Annotated in this window: 18 protein-coding genes; 9 read left to right on the forward strand and 9 right to left on the reverse strand. The window is 59.9% G+C overall.

Going from position 1 to position 18404, the window contains the following annotated elements; genetic code table 11:
- Window positions 1-649: 649 nt before the first annotated feature.
- The 5 genes from glpK (at window position 650) to ptsP (ending at window position 7117) form a co-directional block, all read left to right on the forward strand.
- A complete protein-coding gene (gene glpK / locus ACTJJ7_RS02340; protein WP_105733553.1) occupies window positions 650-2149 on the forward strand; it encodes a glycerol kinase GlpK in 1500 nt (499 codons plus the stop codon).
- An 88-nt stretch (window positions 2150-2237) separates the two neighbouring features.
- Window positions 2238-2963, forward strand: a complete 726-nt coding sequence (locus ACTJJ7_RS02345) for an MIP/aquaporin family protein (protein ID WP_130272780.1) — start codon at window positions 2238-2240, stop codon at window positions 2961-2963.
- A 15-nt stretch (window positions 2964-2978) separates the two neighbouring features.
- On the forward strand, window positions 2979-3980 hold the full coding sequence (gene dhaK, locus ACTJJ7_RS02350; protein ID WP_130272779.1) for a dihydroxyacetone kinase subunit DhaK: 1002 nt from the start codon (window positions 2979-2981) through the stop codon (window positions 3978-3980).
- 111 nt (window positions 3981-4091) lie between these two features.
- Entirely contained in the window at window positions 4092-4721 is a 630-nt protein-coding gene (dhaL, locus tag ACTJJ7_RS02355) for a dihydroxyacetone kinase subunit DhaL (RefSeq protein WP_130272778.1), read from the forward strand.
- Complete coding sequence (gene ptsP / locus ACTJJ7_RS02360) at window positions 4718-7117, forward strand: phosphoenolpyruvate--protein phosphotransferase (protein ID WP_440965117.1); 2400 nt, start codon at window positions 4718-4720, stop codon at window positions 7115-7117. Before dhaL ends, ptsP begins: the two co-directional genes overlap by 4 nt.
- Window positions 7118-7122: 5 nt before the next feature.
- On the opposite strand, the gene ACTJJ7_RS02365 is transcribed toward ptsP, so the two are convergent.
- A complete protein-coding gene (locus ACTJJ7_RS02365; protein ID WP_105733558.1) occupies window positions 7123-8601 on the reverse strand; it encodes an MDR family MFS transporter in 1479 nt (492 codons plus the stop codon).
- 575 nt (window positions 8602-9176) lie between these two features.
- On the opposite strand from ACTJJ7_RS02365, the gene ACTJJ7_RS02370 reads away from it, so the two are divergent.
- Entirely contained in the window at window positions 9177-10004 is an 828-nt protein-coding gene (locus ACTJJ7_RS02370) for a bifunctional allantoicase/(S)-ureidoglycine aminohydrolase (RefSeq protein ID WP_440965120.1), read from the forward strand.
- Window positions 10005-10040: 36 nt separating this feature from the next.
- Here the strand turns inward: ACTJJ7_RS02370 and ACTJJ7_RS02375 are convergent, their stop codons facing one another.
- Together ACTJJ7_RS02375 and ACTJJ7_RS02380 are read right to left on the reverse strand one after the other, a co-directional pair.
- The gene (locus tag ACTJJ7_RS02375; protein ID WP_105733561.1) at window positions 10041-10262 is read right to left on the reverse strand and encodes a hypothetical protein; all 222 of its coding nucleotides are present in this window, start codon (window positions 10260-10262) and stop codon (window positions 10041-10043) included.
- Window positions 10259-11014 (reverse strand): COG4280 domain-containing protein, encoded by a 756-nt coding sequence (locus ACTJJ7_RS02380; RefSeq protein ID WP_440965122.1) that lies wholly within the window; start codon window positions 11012-11014, stop codon window positions 10259-10261. Before ACTJJ7_RS02380 ends, ACTJJ7_RS02375 begins: the two co-directional genes overlap by 4 nt.
- Before the next feature lie 79 nt (window positions 11015-11093).
- Here ACTJJ7_RS02380 and ACTJJ7_RS02385 point away from each other — a divergent pair, with 79 nt between their 5' ends.
- A complete protein-coding gene (locus ACTJJ7_RS02385; RefSeq protein ID WP_440965124.1) occupies window positions 11094-12065 on the forward strand; it encodes a MurR/RpiR family transcriptional regulator in 972 nt (323 codons plus the stop codon).
- Here the strand turns inward: ACTJJ7_RS02385 and ACTJJ7_RS02390 are convergent.
- Genes ACTJJ7_RS02390 through ACTJJ7_RS02405 form a run of 4 tightly spaced genes read right to left on the reverse strand, consistent with a single transcriptional unit; the run spans window position 11988 to window position 15505 of the window.
- A complete protein-coding gene (locus ACTJJ7_RS02390) occupies window positions 11988-12773 on the reverse strand; it encodes an undecaprenyl-diphosphate phosphatase (protein WP_105733564.1) in 786 nt (261 codons plus the stop codon). The two genes, ACTJJ7_RS02385 and ACTJJ7_RS02390, sit on opposite strands and share 78 nt — an antisense overlap.
- A gap of 23 nt (window positions 12774-12796) precedes the next feature.
- Window positions 12797-13396: a tyrosine-protein phosphatase gene (locus ACTJJ7_RS02395; RefSeq protein ID WP_105733565.1), complete on the reverse strand. Its 600-nt coding sequence runs from the start codon at window positions 13394-13396 to the stop codon at window positions 12797-12799.
- Window positions 13393-14841, reverse strand: a complete 1449-nt coding sequence (locus ACTJJ7_RS02400; RefSeq protein ID WP_440965127.1) for an ATP-binding protein — start codon at window positions 14839-14841, stop codon at window positions 13393-13395. Before ACTJJ7_RS02400 ends, ACTJJ7_RS02395 begins: the two co-directional genes overlap by 4 nt.
- Window positions 14828-15505 (reverse strand): winged helix-turn-helix domain-containing protein, encoded by a 678-nt coding sequence (locus ACTJJ7_RS02405; protein WP_440965128.1) that lies wholly within the window; start codon window positions 15503-15505, stop codon window positions 14828-14830. The genes ACTJJ7_RS02400 and ACTJJ7_RS02405 overlap by 14 nt, the downstream gene beginning before the upstream one ends.
- Before the next feature lie 457 nt (window positions 15506-15962).
- Here ACTJJ7_RS02405 and ACTJJ7_RS02410 point away from each other — a divergent pair, with 457 nt between their 5' ends.
- On the forward strand, window positions 15963-16223 hold the full coding sequence (locus tag ACTJJ7_RS02410; RefSeq protein WP_440965130.1) for a hypothetical protein: 261 nt from the start codon (window positions 15963-15965) through the stop codon (window positions 16221-16223).
- A gap of 31 nt (window positions 16224-16254) precedes the next feature.
- A complete protein-coding gene (locus ACTJJ7_RS02415; protein WP_440965131.1) occupies window positions 16255-17043 on the forward strand; it encodes a COG4705 family protein in 789 nt (262 codons plus the stop codon).
- Here ACTJJ7_RS02415 and ACTJJ7_RS02420 read toward each other — a convergent pair whose 3' ends face one another.
- Both ACTJJ7_RS02420 and ACTJJ7_RS02425 read right to left on the reverse strand, forming a co-directional pair.
- The gene (locus ACTJJ7_RS02420; protein WP_105733570.1) at window positions 17044-17682 is read right to left on the reverse strand and encodes a DedA family protein; all 639 of its coding nucleotides are present in this window, start codon (window positions 17680-17682) and stop codon (window positions 17044-17046) included. It lies immediately after the preceding gene.
- Complete coding sequence (locus ACTJJ7_RS02425; RefSeq protein WP_105733571.1) at window positions 17675-18274, reverse strand: class I SAM-dependent methyltransferase; 600 nt, start codon at window positions 18272-18274, stop codon at window positions 17675-17677. The genes ACTJJ7_RS02420 and ACTJJ7_RS02425 overlap by 8 nt, the downstream gene beginning before the upstream one ends.
- Window positions 18275-18404: the final 130 nt, after the last annotated feature.

Below are 18404 nucleotides of genomic sequence, written 5' to 3' on the forward strand. Positions count from 1 at the left end.
ATGACCGCACAGGACGTGTTGTGGCGGCGCACCAAGATCGGCCTGCATGTCACCGACGCCCAGGCCGACGCCCTCGACACCTTCATGGCCAAAACCGTCCAGCGACCATCGCAGTAGAAGCCGGCAGCAGGCTGGCTTCGCAATGGAATGTAACCGGTTGTGAATGCGCGTTTTATTTTCACTTTACATTCCTTGCCTTCGCTTTTGGTTTCGGTTATCGTTTCATCAACGACAAATGATCGCTTAGACAGCGGCTGCATCCGGTGGAACGCTAGAGTTGGGGTGGCACGTGCAAGCACGTCCTTACGGCCTCATTGTTTTCGGAGTTGATCTCGACGGCTGCGGCGCTGCCCAGCCTGCCGTGAACTCTGGATTTTGCGGGATATCCGGCGGCAGGCTTTGGCGTTTTTCCACTGAGGCGACTGCCGGACTGACCCGCACGCCGTCACGTCTTTCGAACGTGGCCAAGAGTTCAAGGCACGCCGCCTGCCGCTGCGCGATGCTGCTCAAAACCCCGTTTTCACATCACCACCCGAGATTCGAACCGAGGGGATCGCAATCCCTGCGGGACGTTGGTTGGTCCACGGTTGCAATTTCTGTTCAAACCCAAACACCACACCGAACGCAATAGAAGAAACAGGAGGAAAATATGACGAAATATGTTGGATCCATTGATCAGGGCACAACCAGTTCCCGCTTTATCATCTTTGACCGCAAGGGCACGGTCATCGCCGTTGACCAGAAGGAACACGAGCAGATATTCCCCAAGCCCGGCTGGGTTGAACACAATGCGATCGAGATCTGGCGCAACACCATGAGCGTGGTTGCCGGTGCGCTCAAGAAGGCAAAGCTTTCCGCATCGGATCTGGTCTCGATCGGTATCACCAACCAGCGCGAAACAAGCGTCCTGTGGGACAAGAAGACGGGCGCGCCGCTGCACAATGCCGTGGTCTGGATGGATACCCGCACGGACCAGCTCGTTGCGCGTTACGAGAAGGACGGCGGCAAGGACCGCCTGCGCGAAAAGACGGGTCTGCCGCTTGCAACCTACTTTTCCGGACTGAAGCTGCATTGGCTTCTCGACAACGTGCCCGGCGCGCGTGCCAAGGCTGAGGCAGGGGAGGTGCTCTTCGGCAATATCGATACCTGGCTGGTCTGGAACCTCACCGGCGGCGCCGATGGCGGCATTCACATCACCGATGTGACCAATGCCTCCCGCACGCAGCTGATGAATCTGAAGACCCTGGAATGGGATGACGAGATTCTCAAGCTCTTCAACATTCCGCGCGCCTGCCTGCCGACCATCCGCTCGTCGAGCGAAGTCTATGGCGAGATCAAGGCGGCACCGCTTCAGGGTGTACCGGTTGCCGGCATTCTCGGCGATCAGCAGGCGGCCCTGTTCGGTCAGGCGTGCCTCAATCCGGGCGAGGCCAAGAATACCTATGGTACCGGCTGCTTCATGCTGATGAACACGGGTGAAAAGCTGGTTCCATCGACCTTCGGCCTGCTGACAACGGTCGGCTACAAGCTCGGGGACAAGAAGGCGGTCTATGCGCTCGAAGGTTCCATCGCCATCACCGGCGCCCTCGTGCAATGGCTGCGTGACAATCTTGGCATCATCCAGACAAGCCCCGACGTCGAAGCTTTGGCCCGGACGGTGGAAGACAATGGCGACGTGTATTTCGTCCCGGCGTTTTCCGGTCTTTATGCGCCGCATTGGAAGGACAGCGCCCGCGGCGTCATTGCCGGCCTGACACGGTTTGCCAATAAGGGGCACATTGCCCGGGCGGCGCTCGAGGCCAGCGCCTACCAGGTGCGGGAAGTGCTCGATGCCATGGTCAAGGACTCCAAGGTCGAGATCAAGGAACTGCGCACCGACGGCGGCATGACCGTCAATGAATTGCTGATGCAGTTCCAGTCGGACATTCTCGACGTGCCGGTCGTGCGCCCGAAGGTTATCGAAACCACCGCTCTTGGCGCCGCCTACGCCGCCGGTCTTGCCGTCGGTTACTGGAAGTCCACCAATGACATCGTGGAAAACTGGGGCGTCGACAAGCGCTGGCATCCGGCCATGTCAAAGGCCGAGCGCACAAAACTCTTTACCGCCTGGAACAAGGCGGTAACCCGTTCGCTCGACTGGGTGGACTGATCATCATCAATAGGGGAGCTGCGGTCGCCGCGGCTCCCCTCGCATTCATTCCGGACAACGAAACTGATCTTTTTGGTAGGAGGAGACTATGCATACACCGTTTATCGGCGAACTCTTGGGAACAATGATGCTCATCATTCTGGGTGATGGCGTCGTTGCGGGCGTCCTTTTGCAGGGCTCGAAAGCACAGAATGCCGGCTGGGTGGCAATCACCGCCGGCTGGGCCTTTGCCGTGCTTGCCGGCGTGTTTGTCGCCACATCGACAGGCAGTCCCGACGCGCACATCAATCCGGCCGTGACCATCGGCTTCGCGGTTGTATCGGGCGATTATTCGAAGATCGCGTCGTATATTCCCGCTCAGCTCATTGGCGCCTTCCTTGGCGGGGTGATCGTCTGGCTGCAATATCTGCCGCATTGGGCGAAAACATCGGACGCCGGCCTGAAACTTGCGGTTTTCTGCACGGGACCGGCCATTCGGAATACGGGGGCAAATCTTCTCAGTGAAATCATCGGTACCTTCGTGCTGGTCTTCGTCATCGCTTCCATCTTCTCGAAAGCGGTTGCAGGCGCCGGCATCACCCCGGCCATCGGACCTTACATGGTTGCCATGCTGGTTTGGGCCATCGGCCTGTCGCTCGGCGGCACCACCGGTTATGCCATCAATCCGGCCCGCGATCTTGGACCGCGTATTGCCCATGCCGTGCTGCCGATCTCCGGCAAGGGCGGTTCCGATTGGGGCTATTCGTGGATTCCGGTGGTCGGCCCGATCGTTGGTGCTATCATTGCCGCGTTCTTCATCAAGGCCCTGATTTAACCCAAGGAGGCTGGCATGAAAAAGCTGATCAACGCTCCCGACGCTGTCGTGGAGGAAGCTCTGGACGGCATGACTGCCGCCCATGGCGATCTGATCCGGGTCCACCGCAACCCCAATTTCATCACGCGGGCCGATGCGCCCATTCGTGGGAAAACCGCCCTCCTTTCGGGGGGCGGCAGCGGTCATGAGCCCATGCATGGCGGCTTTGTCGGCCGGGGCATGCTCGATGCAGCCTGTCCGGGAGCGGTCTTCACCAGCCCGACCCCGGACCAGATGCTGGAAGCATCAAAGGCGGTCAATGGCGGCGCAGGCATTCTTCACATCGTCAAGAACTACACCGGCGACGTGATGAATTTCGAAATGGCCGCCGATCTTGCCCGGGCCGAGGGGATCGACGTCGAAAGCGTTGTCATCGACGATGACGTGGCGGTGAAGGACTCGACATGGACCGCCGGACGGCGCGGCGTTGCCACCACGGTTCTGGCGGAAAAGATATGCGGCGGTGCCGCCGAAGCCAGGATGCCGCTCGCACCGGTGGCAGATCTTTGCCGCAGGGTCAATGCCAATGGCCGCTCCATGGGCATGGCATTGTCGGCCTGCACCGTGCCGCATGCGGGCAAACCATCCTTCGTCCTGCAGGAGGATGAGATGGAAATCGGCATCGGCATTCATGGCGAGCCGGGCCGGCACCGGGTAAAGCTGGAGAGTGCGGACCGTGTGGCGGAAATGCTGCTCGAGCCCATTCTCGAAGACCTGCCTTTCAAGAGCGGCGACAATGTGCTTCTCTTCGTCAATGGCATGGGGGGAACGCCGCAGATCGAACTGTATATCGTCTATCGCAAGGCATATGAGATCGCGGCAAAACACGGTCTGAAGGTCGTGCGCAATCTTGTCGGGTCCTATGTCACCAGTCTGGAAATGGCGGGCTGCTCGATCACCCTCCTGAAACTGGACGATGAAATGGTAAAATTCTGGGACGCTCCGGTGGTCACGCCATCGCTGCGCTGGGGCGCCTGAAACGATGGATTGAAGCCCTTCGTCGGGGCTTCGGCCAAGCTGTGAAATCAAGTCCCATCCCGTTCGCGGGGTGGGACCATTGCTGTCAAAATCTATCCGGGAGAAATTCAAATGGATGTGCTGTCCGCCGCAACGCTTGTCACGTGGATCAACCGTGCCGCCGATGTCTATGAGCGTGAAAAGGCTTATCTGACGGAACTCGATGCGCCGATTGGCGATAGCGATCACGGCGAGAACATGGCCCGCGGCTTCCTCGCGGTCAAAGCCAAACTGGCGGACCAGTCATTCCCGGATGCCGCCGCAGTCTTCAAGACGGCGGCGATGACATTGCTCTCGACCGTGGGCGGCGCCAGCGGTCCGCTCTATTCGACATTTTTTCTCAGCGCCGCGGTAAAGGCGGCGGGCAAGGCTGAGCTTACCCTTGCCGACTGGACCGCCTGCCTGGACGCAGCCCTTGCCGGTATCGTGCAGCGCGGCAAGGCGGCGCTGGGCGACAAGACCATGATCGACGCGCTGTCGCCAGCCGCCGATGCGCTGAAACAGGCCGCAGGCAAGCCGCTTGCCGAAGCGCTGGCGCTGAGCGCGGCGGCGGCCGAAACCGGCATGAAGGCAACCATCCCGCTCGTGGCGCACAAGGGCCGTGCCAGTTATCTCGGGGACCGCAGCGTGGGGCATCAGGATCCCGGCGCCACATCCACCCATTACCTGCTCAAGGCACTCGCGGATGTTGCGGCAGCATGAGCGGCGCGTCTGATCACGTCGCGCTCATCCTCGTTTCGCATTCCCGCATGCTTGCCGAGGGTGTCGCCACGCTGGCGCGGCAGATGACCGGCGATGCGGTTACCATCATCTGCGCGGCCGGGATGGGCGACAATGGCGACGAGATCGGCACCGACGCCATGCGTATTCTCGAAGCCTTGGCCGAGGCGGACCGTCCGGCGGGCTGTCTTGTTCTCATGGATCTCGGCAGTGCGCTTCTCTCGGCGGAGATGGCGCTGGACCTGACCGAGGGCGACCAGCGCACGCGTGTGATTTTATCGGCGGCACCGTTTGTCGAAGGGGCCATCGCGGCTGCGGTGGCGGCGGGGCAGGGCCTGCCACGCGCCGAGGTCGAGCGTCAGGCGGTGCAGGCGCTGCGGCCAAAAATCGAGCAGCTGGGCGGTGAGGTTTCATCCGCGCCAGATGTTGCTCCGGCAGACACCGGCGCGCCCGATGCCACGGCGGAAGCGGTCATCCCGGATCCGCATGGTCTGCACGCACGCCCCGCCGCGCAGGTCGCGGCACTGGCTGCCAAATTCAAGTCGCAGATCAGTATTGCGCGGGCGGAAGGCAACAAGTCAGCCGCGTCGGCGGTCAGCATGATCGACCTCATGACGCTTGGCGTGCGGCAGGGCGACCGTCTTGTCATCACCGCGAGCGGCGCGGATGCAAGGGACGCCGTGTCCGCCATGCGTGACCTGATCCAGAGTCTGGCCGGCAAGGCCGACCCCGCGGCGGCACCGCCGCAGCCCGTCGCGAAAGGCAATGCGACGCCCGTTTCTCCGGGTATCGCCGTTGGACCGCTGACTGTTCTCAAACGCCCCGTGCTGGAACTGACGGAAGCTTCGGCCGGCGATCCGCAGGCCGAAGCGGCTCGTCTCGACACTGTTGTTGCGTCGGTCGGCGAAACCTTGAGCAAGACGCATGGCATGGCGGGAGACATTGCGGCGGTTCAAATCGGTCTCCTGGCCGAGCCGGGGTTGATTCCTGCTGCCCGCAGCAAGATCATCGACGAGAAACTGAATGCAGCCGCTGCCGTTTCAGCGGTCTTTGACAGGGCGGCACTGGTATATCGCGGCCTTGAGGATGCCTATCTGCGCGCGCGCGAGGCCGATCTGCTCGATCTGCGCGATACAATCATTGCGGCGTTGCTCGGCCGTGCGGCGTTTGAACTGCCAGCCGGGCCGCCAGCCATCTTGCTTGCGGACGAGCTGCCGCCGTCCGTCGCCCTCGTTCTCGACCCCGCGCAGGTCCTCGGCGTGATCGAACGGCGCGGCGGTGCGACATCGCATGCGGCAATCCTGTTGCGCGGGGCCGGCATTCCAGCCATCGCCAATGCCGGGGCACTTGTTCCCGCCGATGCGGTAACCGTTGCATTCAATGGCGCCACCGGCGCTGTTCTGTTCGATCCGACGCCCGAGCAAAGCGCGCCGTTCGTCAAAGCGCGGGATGAAGAGAAGCTGGATGCCTCGGGCTCCCCTCTGACCGATGGCAGCATCGCGATGAAGGACGGGCGCAGAATTGAGCTGTGGGCCAATGTCGTCGGCGTTGGCGATGCCAAGGCTGCGGTGAAAGCCGGCGCTTTCGGTATCGGCCTGCTGCGCACCGAAATGATGTTCCTGGACCGGCAGGAAGCGCCCGGTGAAATCGAGCAGATGCGCGAACTCAAGGCGATCTTCGACGTGTTCGCGGGCAAGCCGATCGTGGTGCGCACGCTGGATGCCGGAGGAGACAAGCCGGTTCCCTATATGAACATGCCTGAAGAAGCCAACCCATTCCTTGGCGTGCGTGGCTTGCGCCTTTCCCTTGCGGAACCGGCAATCTTCCAGACGCAGCTGCGCGCGATCCTGCGCGCCGCCGCCGGGCACGATGTGCGGATCATGCTGCCCATGGTCACGCAGGTCGATGAACTGCACGCGGCACGGCGGGCACTGGACGAGGCACATGCAGCCCTCGAGACTGCAAAGATCGATCACCGCTGGCCCATCGATCTCGGCATCATGGTGGAAGTACCGGCTGCAGCGCTGACGGCCAAACAGTTTGCGCATGCAGCGGATTTCTTTTCCATCGGCACCAATGATCTGACCCAGTACACACTCGCGGCGGAGCGGGGCAATCCACGGCTTGGCGCCTTCGCCGATGCGACCCATCCGGCCGTGCTTTCCCTCATCCGCGACATCGTAGAGGCCGCCGGAGAAACAAATATTCCGGTTTCCGTCTGTGGTGAAGCCGCAGGCGATGCCGACGCGGCGCTTCTGCTTGTCGCGTCCGGCGTGACCAAGCTCAGCATGGGGGCGGCATCCCTGCCGCGCGTGGCAAAGCGATTGCTTGGAACAGAGATAAACCCGCGCGATCAGCGTTCCACGAAACGGGCTTGAACCGTTCAGTGATGCCCGCCGGAAACCTGGCTTGTTTCAGGTTTCCGGATGAAGAACGCCGCGACAACGGCACCCAGCGAGATAATCGCTCCGCAGAAAAACGCGATTTTGATGCCACCGGTCGTGGCAGTCAGAATATCGGCTCCGCCCGCAGCAAGGCTCGCCGAACGCAAGGTCATGATGGCGACGAACAGCGCCGTTCCCGCTGCACCGGCCACCTGCTGGGTGGTGCCGATCATGGCGCTGCCATGGGAATAGAGATGCGGCGGCAATGAACCGAGGCTGACCGTGAACAGCGGCGTGAACATGAGCGCGAGGCCGATGCTCAGCGCGATATGCGCGATCAAAAGGACCCAGAACGGCGTGTCCTGCTGGACGAAGACAAGGCCCCACAGCACCAGGCTCAAGACAATGGCGCCGGGGATGATCAGCGGCTTCGGTCCATACTTGTCGAAAAGACTGCCGACAGTGGGCGCGCAAAGCCCCATGATCAGGCCGCCCGGCAACATCAGCAATCCGGTTTCCAGCGTCGAAAGCCCGAGGACGTTCTGCAGATAAAGCGGCAGCAGGATGAAAACGCCGAACATCGACATCATCAGGATCGCCATCATCGCGGTGGAAATGGCGAACGTCCGTATGGTCAGTGTGCGCAGGTCGAGCAAGGCCCGCTCCTGCTTTTGCAACTGCAACTGGCGCAGGACGAAAACCGCAATGACCACTGCTCCCAGCACAAGCGGGAACCAGGGCGATACGGCGGGCGTGTGAATCGCGGCTTCACCCAGTCCGCTGAGGCCGTAAACGAAACTGCCGAAACCGATGGCCGAGAGAAAGACGGAGAGCACGTCGATCGGCGCCTTGATCGGAACCGTTACATTGCGCATGCGCAGGGTGCCGAGGGCCAGCGCCAGCAGTGCAATCGGCAGGACCAGCAGAAACAGCCAGCGCCAGTCGAGCGCGGAAAGGATCAGCCCGGAAATGGTCGGTCCGATGGCCGGGGCCACGGAAATGACGATGGAGATATTGCCCATGGTCTTGCCGCGCGTTTCCGGCGGCACGAGATTCATGATCGTGGTCATGAGCAATGGCATCATCACCGCAGTGCCGGACGCCTGGACAATCCGCCCGATGACCAGTTCGGGGAAACCTGGTGCCAGCGCGCATACCAATGTGCCGGTGCTGAACAGCGACATGGCCAGAATGAACACCTGCCGCGTATGCAGCCGCTGCAGCAGAAAGCCGGTGATGGGGATGACCACGGCCATGGTCAGCATGAATGCCGTGGTCAGCCACTGGGCCGCACTTGCCGTGATTTTCAGATCCGCCATCAAATGCGGCAGCGCCACGCCCATGATGGTTTCATTGAGAATGACGACAAATGCCGATACCAGGAGCAAGGCAATGACGAGCCTGTTGCGGGCGCTGTGGTCTTCGGCGGGGGACGCTGATGACGTCTCGTCGGCATAGGTCGAAGTATCGTGGGTCATGGAACTGCCTTGATGTGACATGGAATCTGGGTACGCCTGTTTTGTCCGGAGACAGAAGCGCTTGATGCGTCTCGTCCATGAAGACGAACCACAACGGGAGATTGCGACAGGTGCGATGAATTATTTTGAATTGAACATCGGCAACAGGAAGCTCAGCATTGAACGAGGCATCTGGAATAAATTCCTTGCGGACTCAAACGCGACTCATGGGCACAAGCATTCTCATTTGATGGCATAAAATGCAATGGAACGAATTCTGACAGAAGTACATATTTGATGTCATAGCCGCCGGCGATCGCCATGATTGCGCCAGTGTCCGCTTGGACAAAATGTCGTAGACGAAATCGTCAAAACATCTTCAATATCATTTTGAAAATGCCGGGCATCCGATTGATTTACCATGGGTGGAATCGCCGCGTGAGCGGCGCGGATCACCCCATGTGATTTCAATGGGATTCTGCTAGGGATGGGGAGTTTGCTTCATTTGCAAGATGGTTCATAGGAGCGGGTGACACTGGCCTGCGGAATTGCGCATCTGGCGCTCAAACATTATTGGACAAGCTGAGGAGTCTCCCATGTCCCGAAACACCTATTATGCACCCCAGGGCGGACACCCCTCGCAAAGTCAGCTGCTGACGGGCCGTGCCGTATTCACCGAGGCCTATGCCGTTTTGCCGAAGGGGGTGATGCAGGATATCGTCACCAGTGTTCTGCCGTTTTGGGACAAGACCCGGTGCTGGGTTCTGGCAAGGCCGCTGTCCGGCTTTGCGGAAACCTTCTCGCAATACATCATGGAAGTCGCCCCTGGCGGCGGCAGTGCACGCCCGGAACTGGACCCGGATGCGGAAGGGGTGCTGTTCATTGTCGAGGGTGAGTTGCAGCTGACGCTTGCCGGCACGACCCACATCATGCAGCCGGGCGGCTATGCGTTTATCCCGCCGGCAACCGATTGGTCCGTTGTGAATACAACGGGGACCTTCGTGCGTTTTCACTGGATACGCAAGGCTTACGAAGCCGTTGACGGAATCGACCGGCCCACGCCGCTTGTGCTCAATGAAAACGACATTGCGCCATCGGTCATGCCGGACACGGACGGCAGGTGGGCGACGACGCGTTTCGTCGATCCGGCCGATGTGCGGCACGACATGCACGTGACCATTGTCACGCTGCAGCCGGGCGCCGTTATCCCGTTTGCCGAGACGCACGTCATGGAGCATGGTCTCTATGTGCTGGAAGGCAAGGCCGTCTATCGTCTCAATCAGGATTGGGTCGAGGTGGAAGCTGGCGACTTCATGTGGCTGCGCGCGTTCTGCCCGCAGGCCTGCTATGCTGGCGGCCCGCAGCCGTTCCGCTACCTGCTCTACAAGGATGTCAACCGCCATATGAAGCTGACGCATAGGTGAATGGAGTAACGGCCGGACACCGGAAAGCGTGTCCGGTTATGGCCGCCGCGAGCGGACGGCCGCTGCCGTTGTGACGATAATCAGCGTTGCCAGGCATCCCGCTAGAAACAGATATCCGGCAATGGCGGGATCGAGGGCAGGCACCCACCGGATGATGGCGGCCGTCGCCGCCACCACGGCGCAGGTGGCCGCTGTCAGCTTGGCATCGCCGAGGAACATTTTGTAAAGTTCCGCAAGCACTTCCTTCAGAATGTTCATCGGGAAATCTCCTGCCTCTTTGTGCCAAGGATATAGGCCATCGCGATTCCCGTCAGCAGGAAGAGAGCGGCAAAGAGAAGCAATGTCAGGTCCTGTCCCGGCCAGGCGATGCCCAGGCCTTCTCCGGTCCAGAACACGCCGAAGGAGGAGAGCATGATCCCGACGCCGAACTTCATGGTGTTTTCCGGCACGCGCGACAAGGGCTTGTGGACGACAGCACCCACCAGCAAGACGAGCACGCACGCGGCCAGCGCGCCGAGCGCCGCCGGACCGACAAGGCCGCGGCCGGAGCCGACGGCGATCACGATGAACACCACTTCAAGTCCCTCAAGAAGAATGGCCTTGAAGGCCGTTATGCCGGCGATCCAGTCGAGCGAGGTGCCGCGCGTCCGTGCTTCCTTGTCGAGATTGGCTTTTTCCGCCTGAAACGCCGCAAGCTCGTCGTGCAGGGGAACAATGCCTGCCGAGCGGAGGATGGCCTTGCGCAGCCAGCCCATGCCGAACAGCAGGAGCAGAACGCCGATGACCAGCTGCAGGCCGTGCAGTGGAACCTGATCGAGCAGCGGTCCCAGACCGGCGACGATGATTGCAAGGACCGCCAGCCCCGCAAGGGTACCGGCGATGGCGGGGCGCCAGCCCCTGAGGACACCCACCGCCAAGACGATGGTGAACGCCTCAACGACCTCGACAACGGAGGCCAGGAAGGCCGCGCCGATTGCTGGTCCCGCAATGCTCCACGAGATACTGTCCATAATGATGAGTCGCTTGGTTGTATTTACTACATTGCGTGTAATAATGTAGTAAATACGACAAATGTCAATGGAGAACATGGTGTCTGGAGCACGTTCCATCTTTCCACCGGTCCATGGCGGCTCTCTTGCGCTGAGCCAGACGGAACGGCGGGTTGCAGCCTATTTCGCCGCAAACAGGCATCAGGTGCTGGTTATGTCTGCGATGGAACTTGCCAAAACGCTGGGAACCAGTGATGCGACCATCATCCGCACCGCCAGGGCTCTCGGCTTCGACGGGCTTGATGCCCTGCGCCGGGCGATTGCCGATGATTTGAAGACACAGGACAATCCGGCAGAGCGGATCACCCAGACCATCAGGGAAACCGGGGGCGATCTGAAAAGGGCGTTCGAGGACACGCAAAGGGCACAGATCCAGGCGATCGAAGCAATCAGCGCGAATGTGCCGGCGGATGATTACGCTGCGCTGGTGACAAGAGTGGCCGGTGCCCGCGAGACCGTTATCTTCGGCATCGGCCCCACGAGCGCGCTTGCCGTCTATTTCGCAACGCAACTGACGCGGTTTGGCTTGCGGGCGCGCGCGGTGACGGCAACAGGCCTTCTGCTGGCCGATCAGCTCCTGCCGATGGAGAAGGGCGATCTGCTTTTCATCATGGCCTATGGGCGGGTCTATTCGGAACTTGACGTGCTTGTCGACCATGCCAGCCGCGTCAATGCCGGAAAAATACTGGTGACGGATACGTTGCAAAGCCAGCTGGGGCCAAGAGTTGACATGACGCTCACGATCCCGCGCGGAAAGACCGATGCCTTCAGCATGCACACGGCAACGCTGGCCTTCATCGAGATGATCATCGTCGGCCTTGCCACCTACCAGCCAAAGGCGGCGATTGAAAAGCTCGAACTTCTCAATCTGCTGCGTTCGGAGCTGGCCGGAGACGATGTCAGGCTTATGCACCGTCTCCACAAAGGCGGCAGATCAGGCAAACATCGCGACGCCAAGCAGGACAAGCCCGAACAGAATGCGGTAGATCGCGAAAGCGGTGAAGCGGTTTGAACGGATGTAGTTGAGCAGCCATTTGACCGCGATGAATGCGGTGATGGTCGACACGACAAAGGCTATGCCCAGGGCGCCCCAGTCCTCATTGCCGCCACCGGTTTTCCACTGGCCGTATAATTCGTAGGCGCTGGCCGCATACATCGTTGGAATGCCGACGAGAAATGCAAATTCGGTTGCCGCGGCCCGATTGCTGGTGCCGGCGAGCATGGCAATGAAAATGGTGGCGGCTGACCGCGAGGTGCCGGGGAATATGCCGGCCACGATTTGCGCGATACCGACGAGAATGGCAACCAGCCATGTCACCTCGGTCCGATCAGGCTGTTTTGCAGCAAGCCATTCGGCCACCAGCATCCACAGGCCGCCAATGATCAACGCCCACGCGACCGGCTGCAGGGTCTCCGGCAGTTTGAAGCCCAGCTTCTTGGCGATGAGCCCCAAAGCGGCGGTTATCAGAAACGCCAGAAGCAGCTTGCCGACATAGGCGCGGTTTTCCGGCAGATGCAGGCCGAAGGCGAGGGACCATATCCGCCGCCAGTAAACGATCGTCACCGCCAGTATGGCACCGGCCTGAATGACGATATTGAACAGATCGGACCTTTGCCCCAGCCAATGCTCGGCGATCAGAAGATGGCCGGTGCTGGAAATCGGGAGAAACTCCGTGATGCCTTCAATAATTCCCAGGATGACCGAATTGAGAATATCCATTTTGCGCGCCTAGAGATGAGGGGTTACGAATCGGGGAAACCAAGCCAAGGTTCGAGTTTTTCGAACGTGATGTCCATCGCATAGGCAGGATTGCCCCACACCGAGAAGTGACCGAACAGCGGAGAAAACTGCGATTCCGCGTGTTCTTCACCGCCGTGCGAGATTGCCGCGATGTAGAGAGCCGCGGCCAGCCCGGTCCGGTCGGCCCCGCCTTCGCAATGGATCAGCACCGGCTTTTCGGCCTGCTTCATCACGGCGAGCAAAGCTGCGGCGTCATCCTGCGAGAGGACTTCCCGCGACGACATGCGAAAATCGACATGCTTGACCCCAAGATCTCTCGCGGCCAGCACTTCCTTGTCATACCAGCCGGTGCCGGTATTTTCGCCGCGCAGATTGATGATGGTCTTGATGCCATAGGTCTTTTGATAGAAGGCGATCTGTGAGGGTGTCGGCTGGGCCGATCTGTATAGTTCGCCAGGGATGGTTGCATGGAAATTGCCCTGCCAGCGCATGGTGCCGTAATAGCCGCCGGCGCCCAGCACTGCGACAAGCAGCGCCGCGCCGCTGCCTTTGAGAATCTTTCGCCAACTGCCGCGACGAGCCGACTGCGTGCGTTGCTTCATTGGCCGGTGTTCTCCGCAGGTGGGTTTGACATGAATGATGGCTTTGCGCGCGCCGTAGTCGCAGCCAGATCAGGGCGGTTATAAGGCGAAACAACCGGGAACGACAATTTTACCCGCAGACCCGGCGCATTGTCTTCCAGTTCAATGCCGGAGTGGTGGAGATCGAGAATAGCCTTGACCAGGCTCAACCCCAGTCCGGTGCCCGGTGTTGTCCGGCTCTTATCGAGACGGTAAAGCCGCTGGAAGACCTTGCTGCGTTCTTCAACCGGGATTCCGGGACCATTGTCGGCAACGCTGACATTGATCGTGGCGTCTGAATGGGTTGCATTGATCCAGATTTTCGCGCCCTCCGGGCTGTGGCGTATCGAATTTTCAATCAGATTGGCGAAGAGCTGGATCAGCAGCTCGCGGTCGCCCGTCATCACAAATGCAACATTCGGTTCAAGCGATAGCTGCAATTGCTGTTTTCGATCATCGGCCACATCCGCGTAAACCTCCAGGATCGTTTCAAGACATTCTCGCAGGTCAACCTCGGAGAACCGTGACCGCCGCGATCCGGCCTCGATCTGCGCGATGCGCAGGAGGGCATCAAAGGTCGCGTTGATATGATGGCTTTCGTCCTGAGCCCGCTTGAGATCGGCGACAATCGACGACCCCTGGCCTGCCTTGTCGATGGCCTGGCTGATTGTCAGAGACAGTCTGTTGAGGGGTGTCTTGAGATCGTGGGCGATGTCTGTGCTGACCTGGCGCATGCCTTCCACCAGCGAACTGACCCGCCCGAGGGCCTGATTAACCTGGTCCGAGAGACGGTCGATATCGTCGCCGTTCCCGACCAGCGGAATGCGCACGTCGAGCTTGCCGGAGCCGATCTTGCGCATGGTCGATGCTACCGTTTCCAACCGCTTCTGTACGCGCGATGCCAGAAAAACACCGCCCGCCGCGGCAAGGATCAAAACCATGACGCTGGCCCAGGCGAAACTGATGAAAACAATCCGCAGAAACTCTTCGTTTTCCCTGAAACTCATTCCGACAACCAGCGGCTGCTTGTCCACTTGGCCGGAATAGACGCGATAGGGCTCGTCATTGGCCAAGCCCAGCCGTGTCCCCTCGACCGTCGACCAGCCGGAAGGCACATCCGCCGTCTCTATGTTGCCTGCCAGGCGCTGTCCGTCCTTTGACGACAACAGGAAGACGCGGCCGAGGCCCGAAGACGACAGGACATGGCTGGTGACCGTCTCGGACAGTTCGGAGGCATCGCCCTCTCCATAGGACGCGGTCAGAATCGCATAGGTATCCTGGATGGTCTGGTCCAGATGGTCGGCAAGTTCCCGTTTGAGCAGTTGAAAGGTGATGAAGCCCGCCACCACAAATGACATGATGAAGAGCGTGGCAAAGATGATGGCCAGCCGGAACGGCGTGCTTTTGAGAAGGTCAATGCGGCGCATGTAGGCTGTAGCCGGTGTTTCGGATGGTGTGCAGCAACGGAAACGAAAACGGCTTGTCGATCTTTGCCCTGAGACGGCTGATATGCGTCTCGACAACGCTGGTCTTCGGGTCAAAGTGAAAATCCCAGACGCGCTCGAGCAGCATGGTCCGGGTCAGGACGCGGCCCTCATTGCGGATGAGAATTTCCAGCAAGCGGAATTCCCGCGGCTGCAGATCGATGAGGGTGCCGCCGCGCTTTACGGTTCGGCGCATGAGATCAACTTCCAGATCGGCGACGGCCACGGTGTTGCTCTCGCTTTGAAAGGGCGGCCGCCGGTGCAGCGCGTTGACACGGGCGGACAGTTCCGAAAAGGCGAATGGCTTGACCAGATAATCGTCACCGCCTGCCTCCAGACCCTCGACCCGGTCATCCAGACCGCCGACCGATGTGAGAAACAGGGCCGGTGTCTTCACGCCGGCCACGCGCAGCGCCTTGACGATGGAGAGGCCATCAAGACCCGGAAGCATCCTGTCGACGATGAGAATGTCGTATTCGGTGCCCGCTGCATGGGAAAGTGCGCTTCTGCCATCTGAAATCACCTCGGCGATGTGTCCGGCTTCGGTAAAACCTTTGGCAATGTAGTCCGAAGTCTGCCGGTCATCCTCGATGATCAGTATGCGCATGTCCCGTCCCGAATTCGTCCGTGTTGATCGACTGTAGCATAAACCAAATGCACATGATGTCTTGATGTGGATTCGTATCGTCCTCCATGGGGCGTACAGGCTTCTCGTCACGGCCACCTTTCCGGCACTTTACAAATTGGTAAGAAAACGGCGCATGCCTGCGCTTACGAAATGGTAAGGACGGGGCGAAGTACCCGTAAGAATGGGCGTTCACACTCTCCGGCAACGACCAAACCATGCTGGAGAGACCCTATGGATCGATATCTCGCGAAATACCCCACCCTGTTTATCGGGGCCGTGCTGTTGGCGGCCCTGTTGCTCTCGTTCCTGACCGTTCCCTCCTGAGGGAACTGCCACACCGCCACTTACGAACCCAATTACGCGCAGCGAACCGGCATGTGTTGCGTTCGGTTTGCCAGCCCTTTTCCCCCGCCGATCATTCAATGGAGTTTTCACGATGAAGAAATATGCCCTCTCTCTGTGCCTGCTTGTGCTCTCGACCAGCCTTGTCACCTCGCAAAGCTTTGCCGCCGGGCCGATGCCTTGCGAAGACATGTTGAAGGATGTGCGCGCTGCCAAGGCCACGGCGAAGCTGAACGAAGCCGACAAGGTGCAGGTGGACCAGCTTGAAGCCAAGGGCGTCGAACGATGCAATGCGGACGATGACAAGCGCGCTGACGATTTTTTTGCGCAGGCTTTGAAACTGCTGGGCAAATAACTGATTTCACCGACCGGAAGGAACCCTGACAATGGATGTCACCAGGCACGAGACACATGGGGCGCTCAACCGCGTCCCCGAGGTCAAAGTCGATTTTTGGCTGATCAAACTGATGGCTGTGACGATGGGAGAAACCGCTGCGGACTATCTGGCGGTGAATCTCGGTCTTGGCCTGTCTGCAACGTCCCTGATCATGAGCTCTATTCTGGTCGTGGCGCTGGTCCTCCAGTTCCGCCAGCGCCAATATGTTCCCTGGGTCTATTGGACAGCCGTGGTTCTCATCAGCATTGTCGGCACGCTTGTCACCGACAATCTCGTCGATAATTTCCATGTTCCGCTGGAGGTGACCACGATTGTCTTCACGCTTGCTCTGATTGCGACGTTTGCAGTCTGGTATGCCTATGAGAAGACGCTCTCGATCCATTCGATTTTCACAACGCGGCGGGAAGCCTTCTATTGGCTTGCGATCCTGTTTACCTTCGCTCTGGGCACTGCCGCAGGCGATCTGGTCGCGGAAAAATTCGGCTTGGGGTTCGCTGCGACCGGGCTGATATTCGGGGCAGTCATTGCGCTCATCGCGGTTGGTTATTTTGTCTTTCACCTCAATGCGGTGGTGGCCTTCTGGCTCGCCTACATCTTCACCCGCCCGCTCGGCGCATCGTTCGGTGATTTTCTCTCGCAGCCCATGGAATATGGCGGCCTGGGTTTTGGAACGATCATCACGAGCCTGATCTTCCTGGGGTGCATCATCGCCATCGTTGTCTATATGACCGTGATGTTCCGCAACGGAAACCGCAAGGCGGCAAGCCAGGCCGCCTAGCTATTCCTGCTTCACCGGGAGCCCCTGCCGGGACGATCTGCCGGACATGCGGCGTCTGTAGATGGCAACGATGGCAATGATCGAGGTTTCCACCCCGACGAGGCCGACCGCGGCCCAGAATGCCGCCCGGAAGGGATCGTATTCGGACGTTCGCAAGACATATCCCAGACAGAGGAAAGGCGCGTTCCAAAGCATGCTGCCGAGCAGTGTTGCCACGCTGAAAATCTTGAAATCCAATCCCAGTATCCCGGCAGGAAGCGCAAGATAGACACGCGCTGTCGGGATGGTTTGACCTGTCATGGTGACCCAGAAATGATTGCGCCGGTAAGCGTTGGTCAGGCGTTCATAGAGCTTGGGGGAGAGAAATATGAACTTGCCATATTGCCCGACCTTCCGGGCCACGCGTTCGCCGCCCAATGTCCGGCCGATACCGAACCAGCAGCAGGCACCGATGGTCGACCCCAGTGTTGTCGCTGCAATCGTGGCAATCAGGCTCTGCGGATCCGGCACCGTCATGCCCAGCAGCATGAGAAGGACATAGGACGGAAAGAGCGGAATGAACTTTTCCACGACGGCCAAACCGGTGAGGCCGACAAAACCATAGCCGAGAAACCATGCCACCGTGCCAAGCTCATCCATTGGCCCGGTCCTGTTCCGGCAGCGCGGCGCGGCGTTTGATCCGGTACACCGATGCCGGGGGGATATTGCGCATCGTCTTGCCGACAAAGCTTTCCTCAAGCTGGAGGTGATCCAGAATGGATTGCGGAACAGGACAGCGCGGACCATAGGTGATCTGGTAAAAGGCGCCGTCCGGGCGAAGATAGCGGAAGGCGCCGCTGAGAATTCCCTTCACCTGCCGCGGCGGCATGGTCAGAACGCCCAAGCCGCTGACAACCGCACCGACCGTGCCGGGTTCGAACAGATTGAAGTCACCGATCCGCGCGGCATCCATGCGCAGAATGCGCGCATGCGGAAACCGTTTTCCCAGAAGCCGGGCGAATTCGGTGCTGTACTCCACGAGGGTCAGCCTTGCCTCCGGTATGCCCCGCTCAAGCAGCGACCGCGTGAACGGCCCGGTTCCCGGACCCAGCTCAAGAACCGGCCCCATATCCGCATCGATCTCCCTGGTCATGAGCGCGGAGACCCGGTTTCCCGACGGGAGTATGGCGGCGGTGCGCAGCGGATTGCGTATCCAGGAGCGCAGGAAGGGGAGAAGGTCAGCAACCGGCATGGCGTGCGCCTTTTGTGTGGAGGGTGCTGCGGCCAGCCTGCCGGTATGCAGAGCCGTGATGTCGCTTTGATTTCATTGTTTCCTCGCTGGAATTGTCATTGACGGGGAAACGGTTGCCGTTTCTACATTG

It is taken from the genome of Phyllobacterium sp. 22229 (assembly GCF_052056495.1).
Lineage (GTDB): Bacteria > Pseudomonadota > Alphaproteobacteria > Rhizobiales > Rhizobiaceae > Phyllobacterium > Phyllobacterium myrsinacearum.

Bases quoted from the DNA above. Each gene is read 5' to 3' on its own strand.
- ACTJJ7_RS02410 (WP_440965130.1), top strand. From the start codon at position 15,963: ATGAAGAAATATGCCCTCTCTCTGTGCCTGCTTGTGCTCTCGACCAGC.
- ptsP (WP_440965117.1), top strand. From the start codon at position 4,718: ATGAGCGGCGCGTCTGATCACGTCGCGCTCATCCTCGTTTCGCATTCC.
- ACTJJ7_RS02345 (WP_130272780.1), top strand. From the start codon at position 2,238: ATGCATACACCGTTTATCGGCGAACTCTTGGGAACAATGATGCTCATC.
- ACTJJ7_RS02365 (WP_105733558.1), bottom strand. From the start codon at position 8,601: ATGACCCACGATACTTCGACCTATGCCGACGAGACGTCATCAGCGTCC.
- ACTJJ7_RS02380 (WP_440965122.1), bottom strand. From the start codon at position 11,014: ATGGACAGTATCTCGTGGAGCATTGCGGGACCAGCAATCGGCGCGGCC.
- ACTJJ7_RS02395 (WP_105733565.1), bottom strand. From the start codon at position 13,396: ATGAAGCAACGCACGCAGTCGGCTCGTCGCGGCAGTTGGCGAAAGATT.
- ACTJJ7_RS02415 (WP_440965131.1), top strand. From the start codon at position 16,255: ATGGATGTCACCAGGCACGAGACACATGGGGCGCTCAACCGCGTCCCC.
- ACTJJ7_RS02370 (WP_440965120.1), top strand. From the start codon at position 9,177: ATGTCCCGAAACACCTATTATGCACCCCAGGGCGGACACCCCTCGCAA.
- ACTJJ7_RS02425 (WP_105733571.1), bottom strand. From the start codon at position 18,274: ATGCCGGTTGCTGACCTTCTCCCCTTCCTGCGCTCCTGGATACGCAAT.
- ACTJJ7_RS02405 (WP_440965128.1), bottom strand. From the start codon at position 15,505: ATGCGCATACTGATCATCGAGGATGACCGGCAGACTTCGGACTACATT.
- ACTJJ7_RS02400 (WP_440965127.1), bottom strand. From the start codon at position 14,841: ATGCGCCGCATTGACCTTCTCAAAAGCACGCCGTTCCGGCTGGCCATC.
- ACTJJ7_RS02420 (WP_105733570.1), bottom strand. From the start codon at position 17,682: ATGGATGAGCTTGGCACGGTGGCATGGTTTCTCGGCTATGGTTTTGTC.
- dhaL (WP_130272778.1), top strand. From the start codon at position 4,092: ATGGATGTGCTGTCCGCCGCAACGCTTGTCACGTGGATCAACCGTGCC.
- dhaK (WP_130272779.1), top strand. From the start codon at position 2,979: ATGAAAAAGCTGATCAACGCTCCCGACGCTGTCGTGGAGGAAGCTCTG.
- ACTJJ7_RS02390 (WP_105733564.1), bottom strand. From the start codon at position 12,773: ATGGATATTCTCAATTCGGTCATCCTGGGAATTATTGAAGGCATCACG.
- glpK (WP_105733553.1), top strand. From the start codon at position 650: ATGACGAAATATGTTGGATCCATTGATCAGGGCACAACCAGTTCCCGC.
- ACTJJ7_RS02375 (WP_105733561.1), bottom strand. From the start codon at position 10,262: ATGAACATTCTGAAGGAAGTGCTTGCGGAACTTTACAAAATGTTCCTC.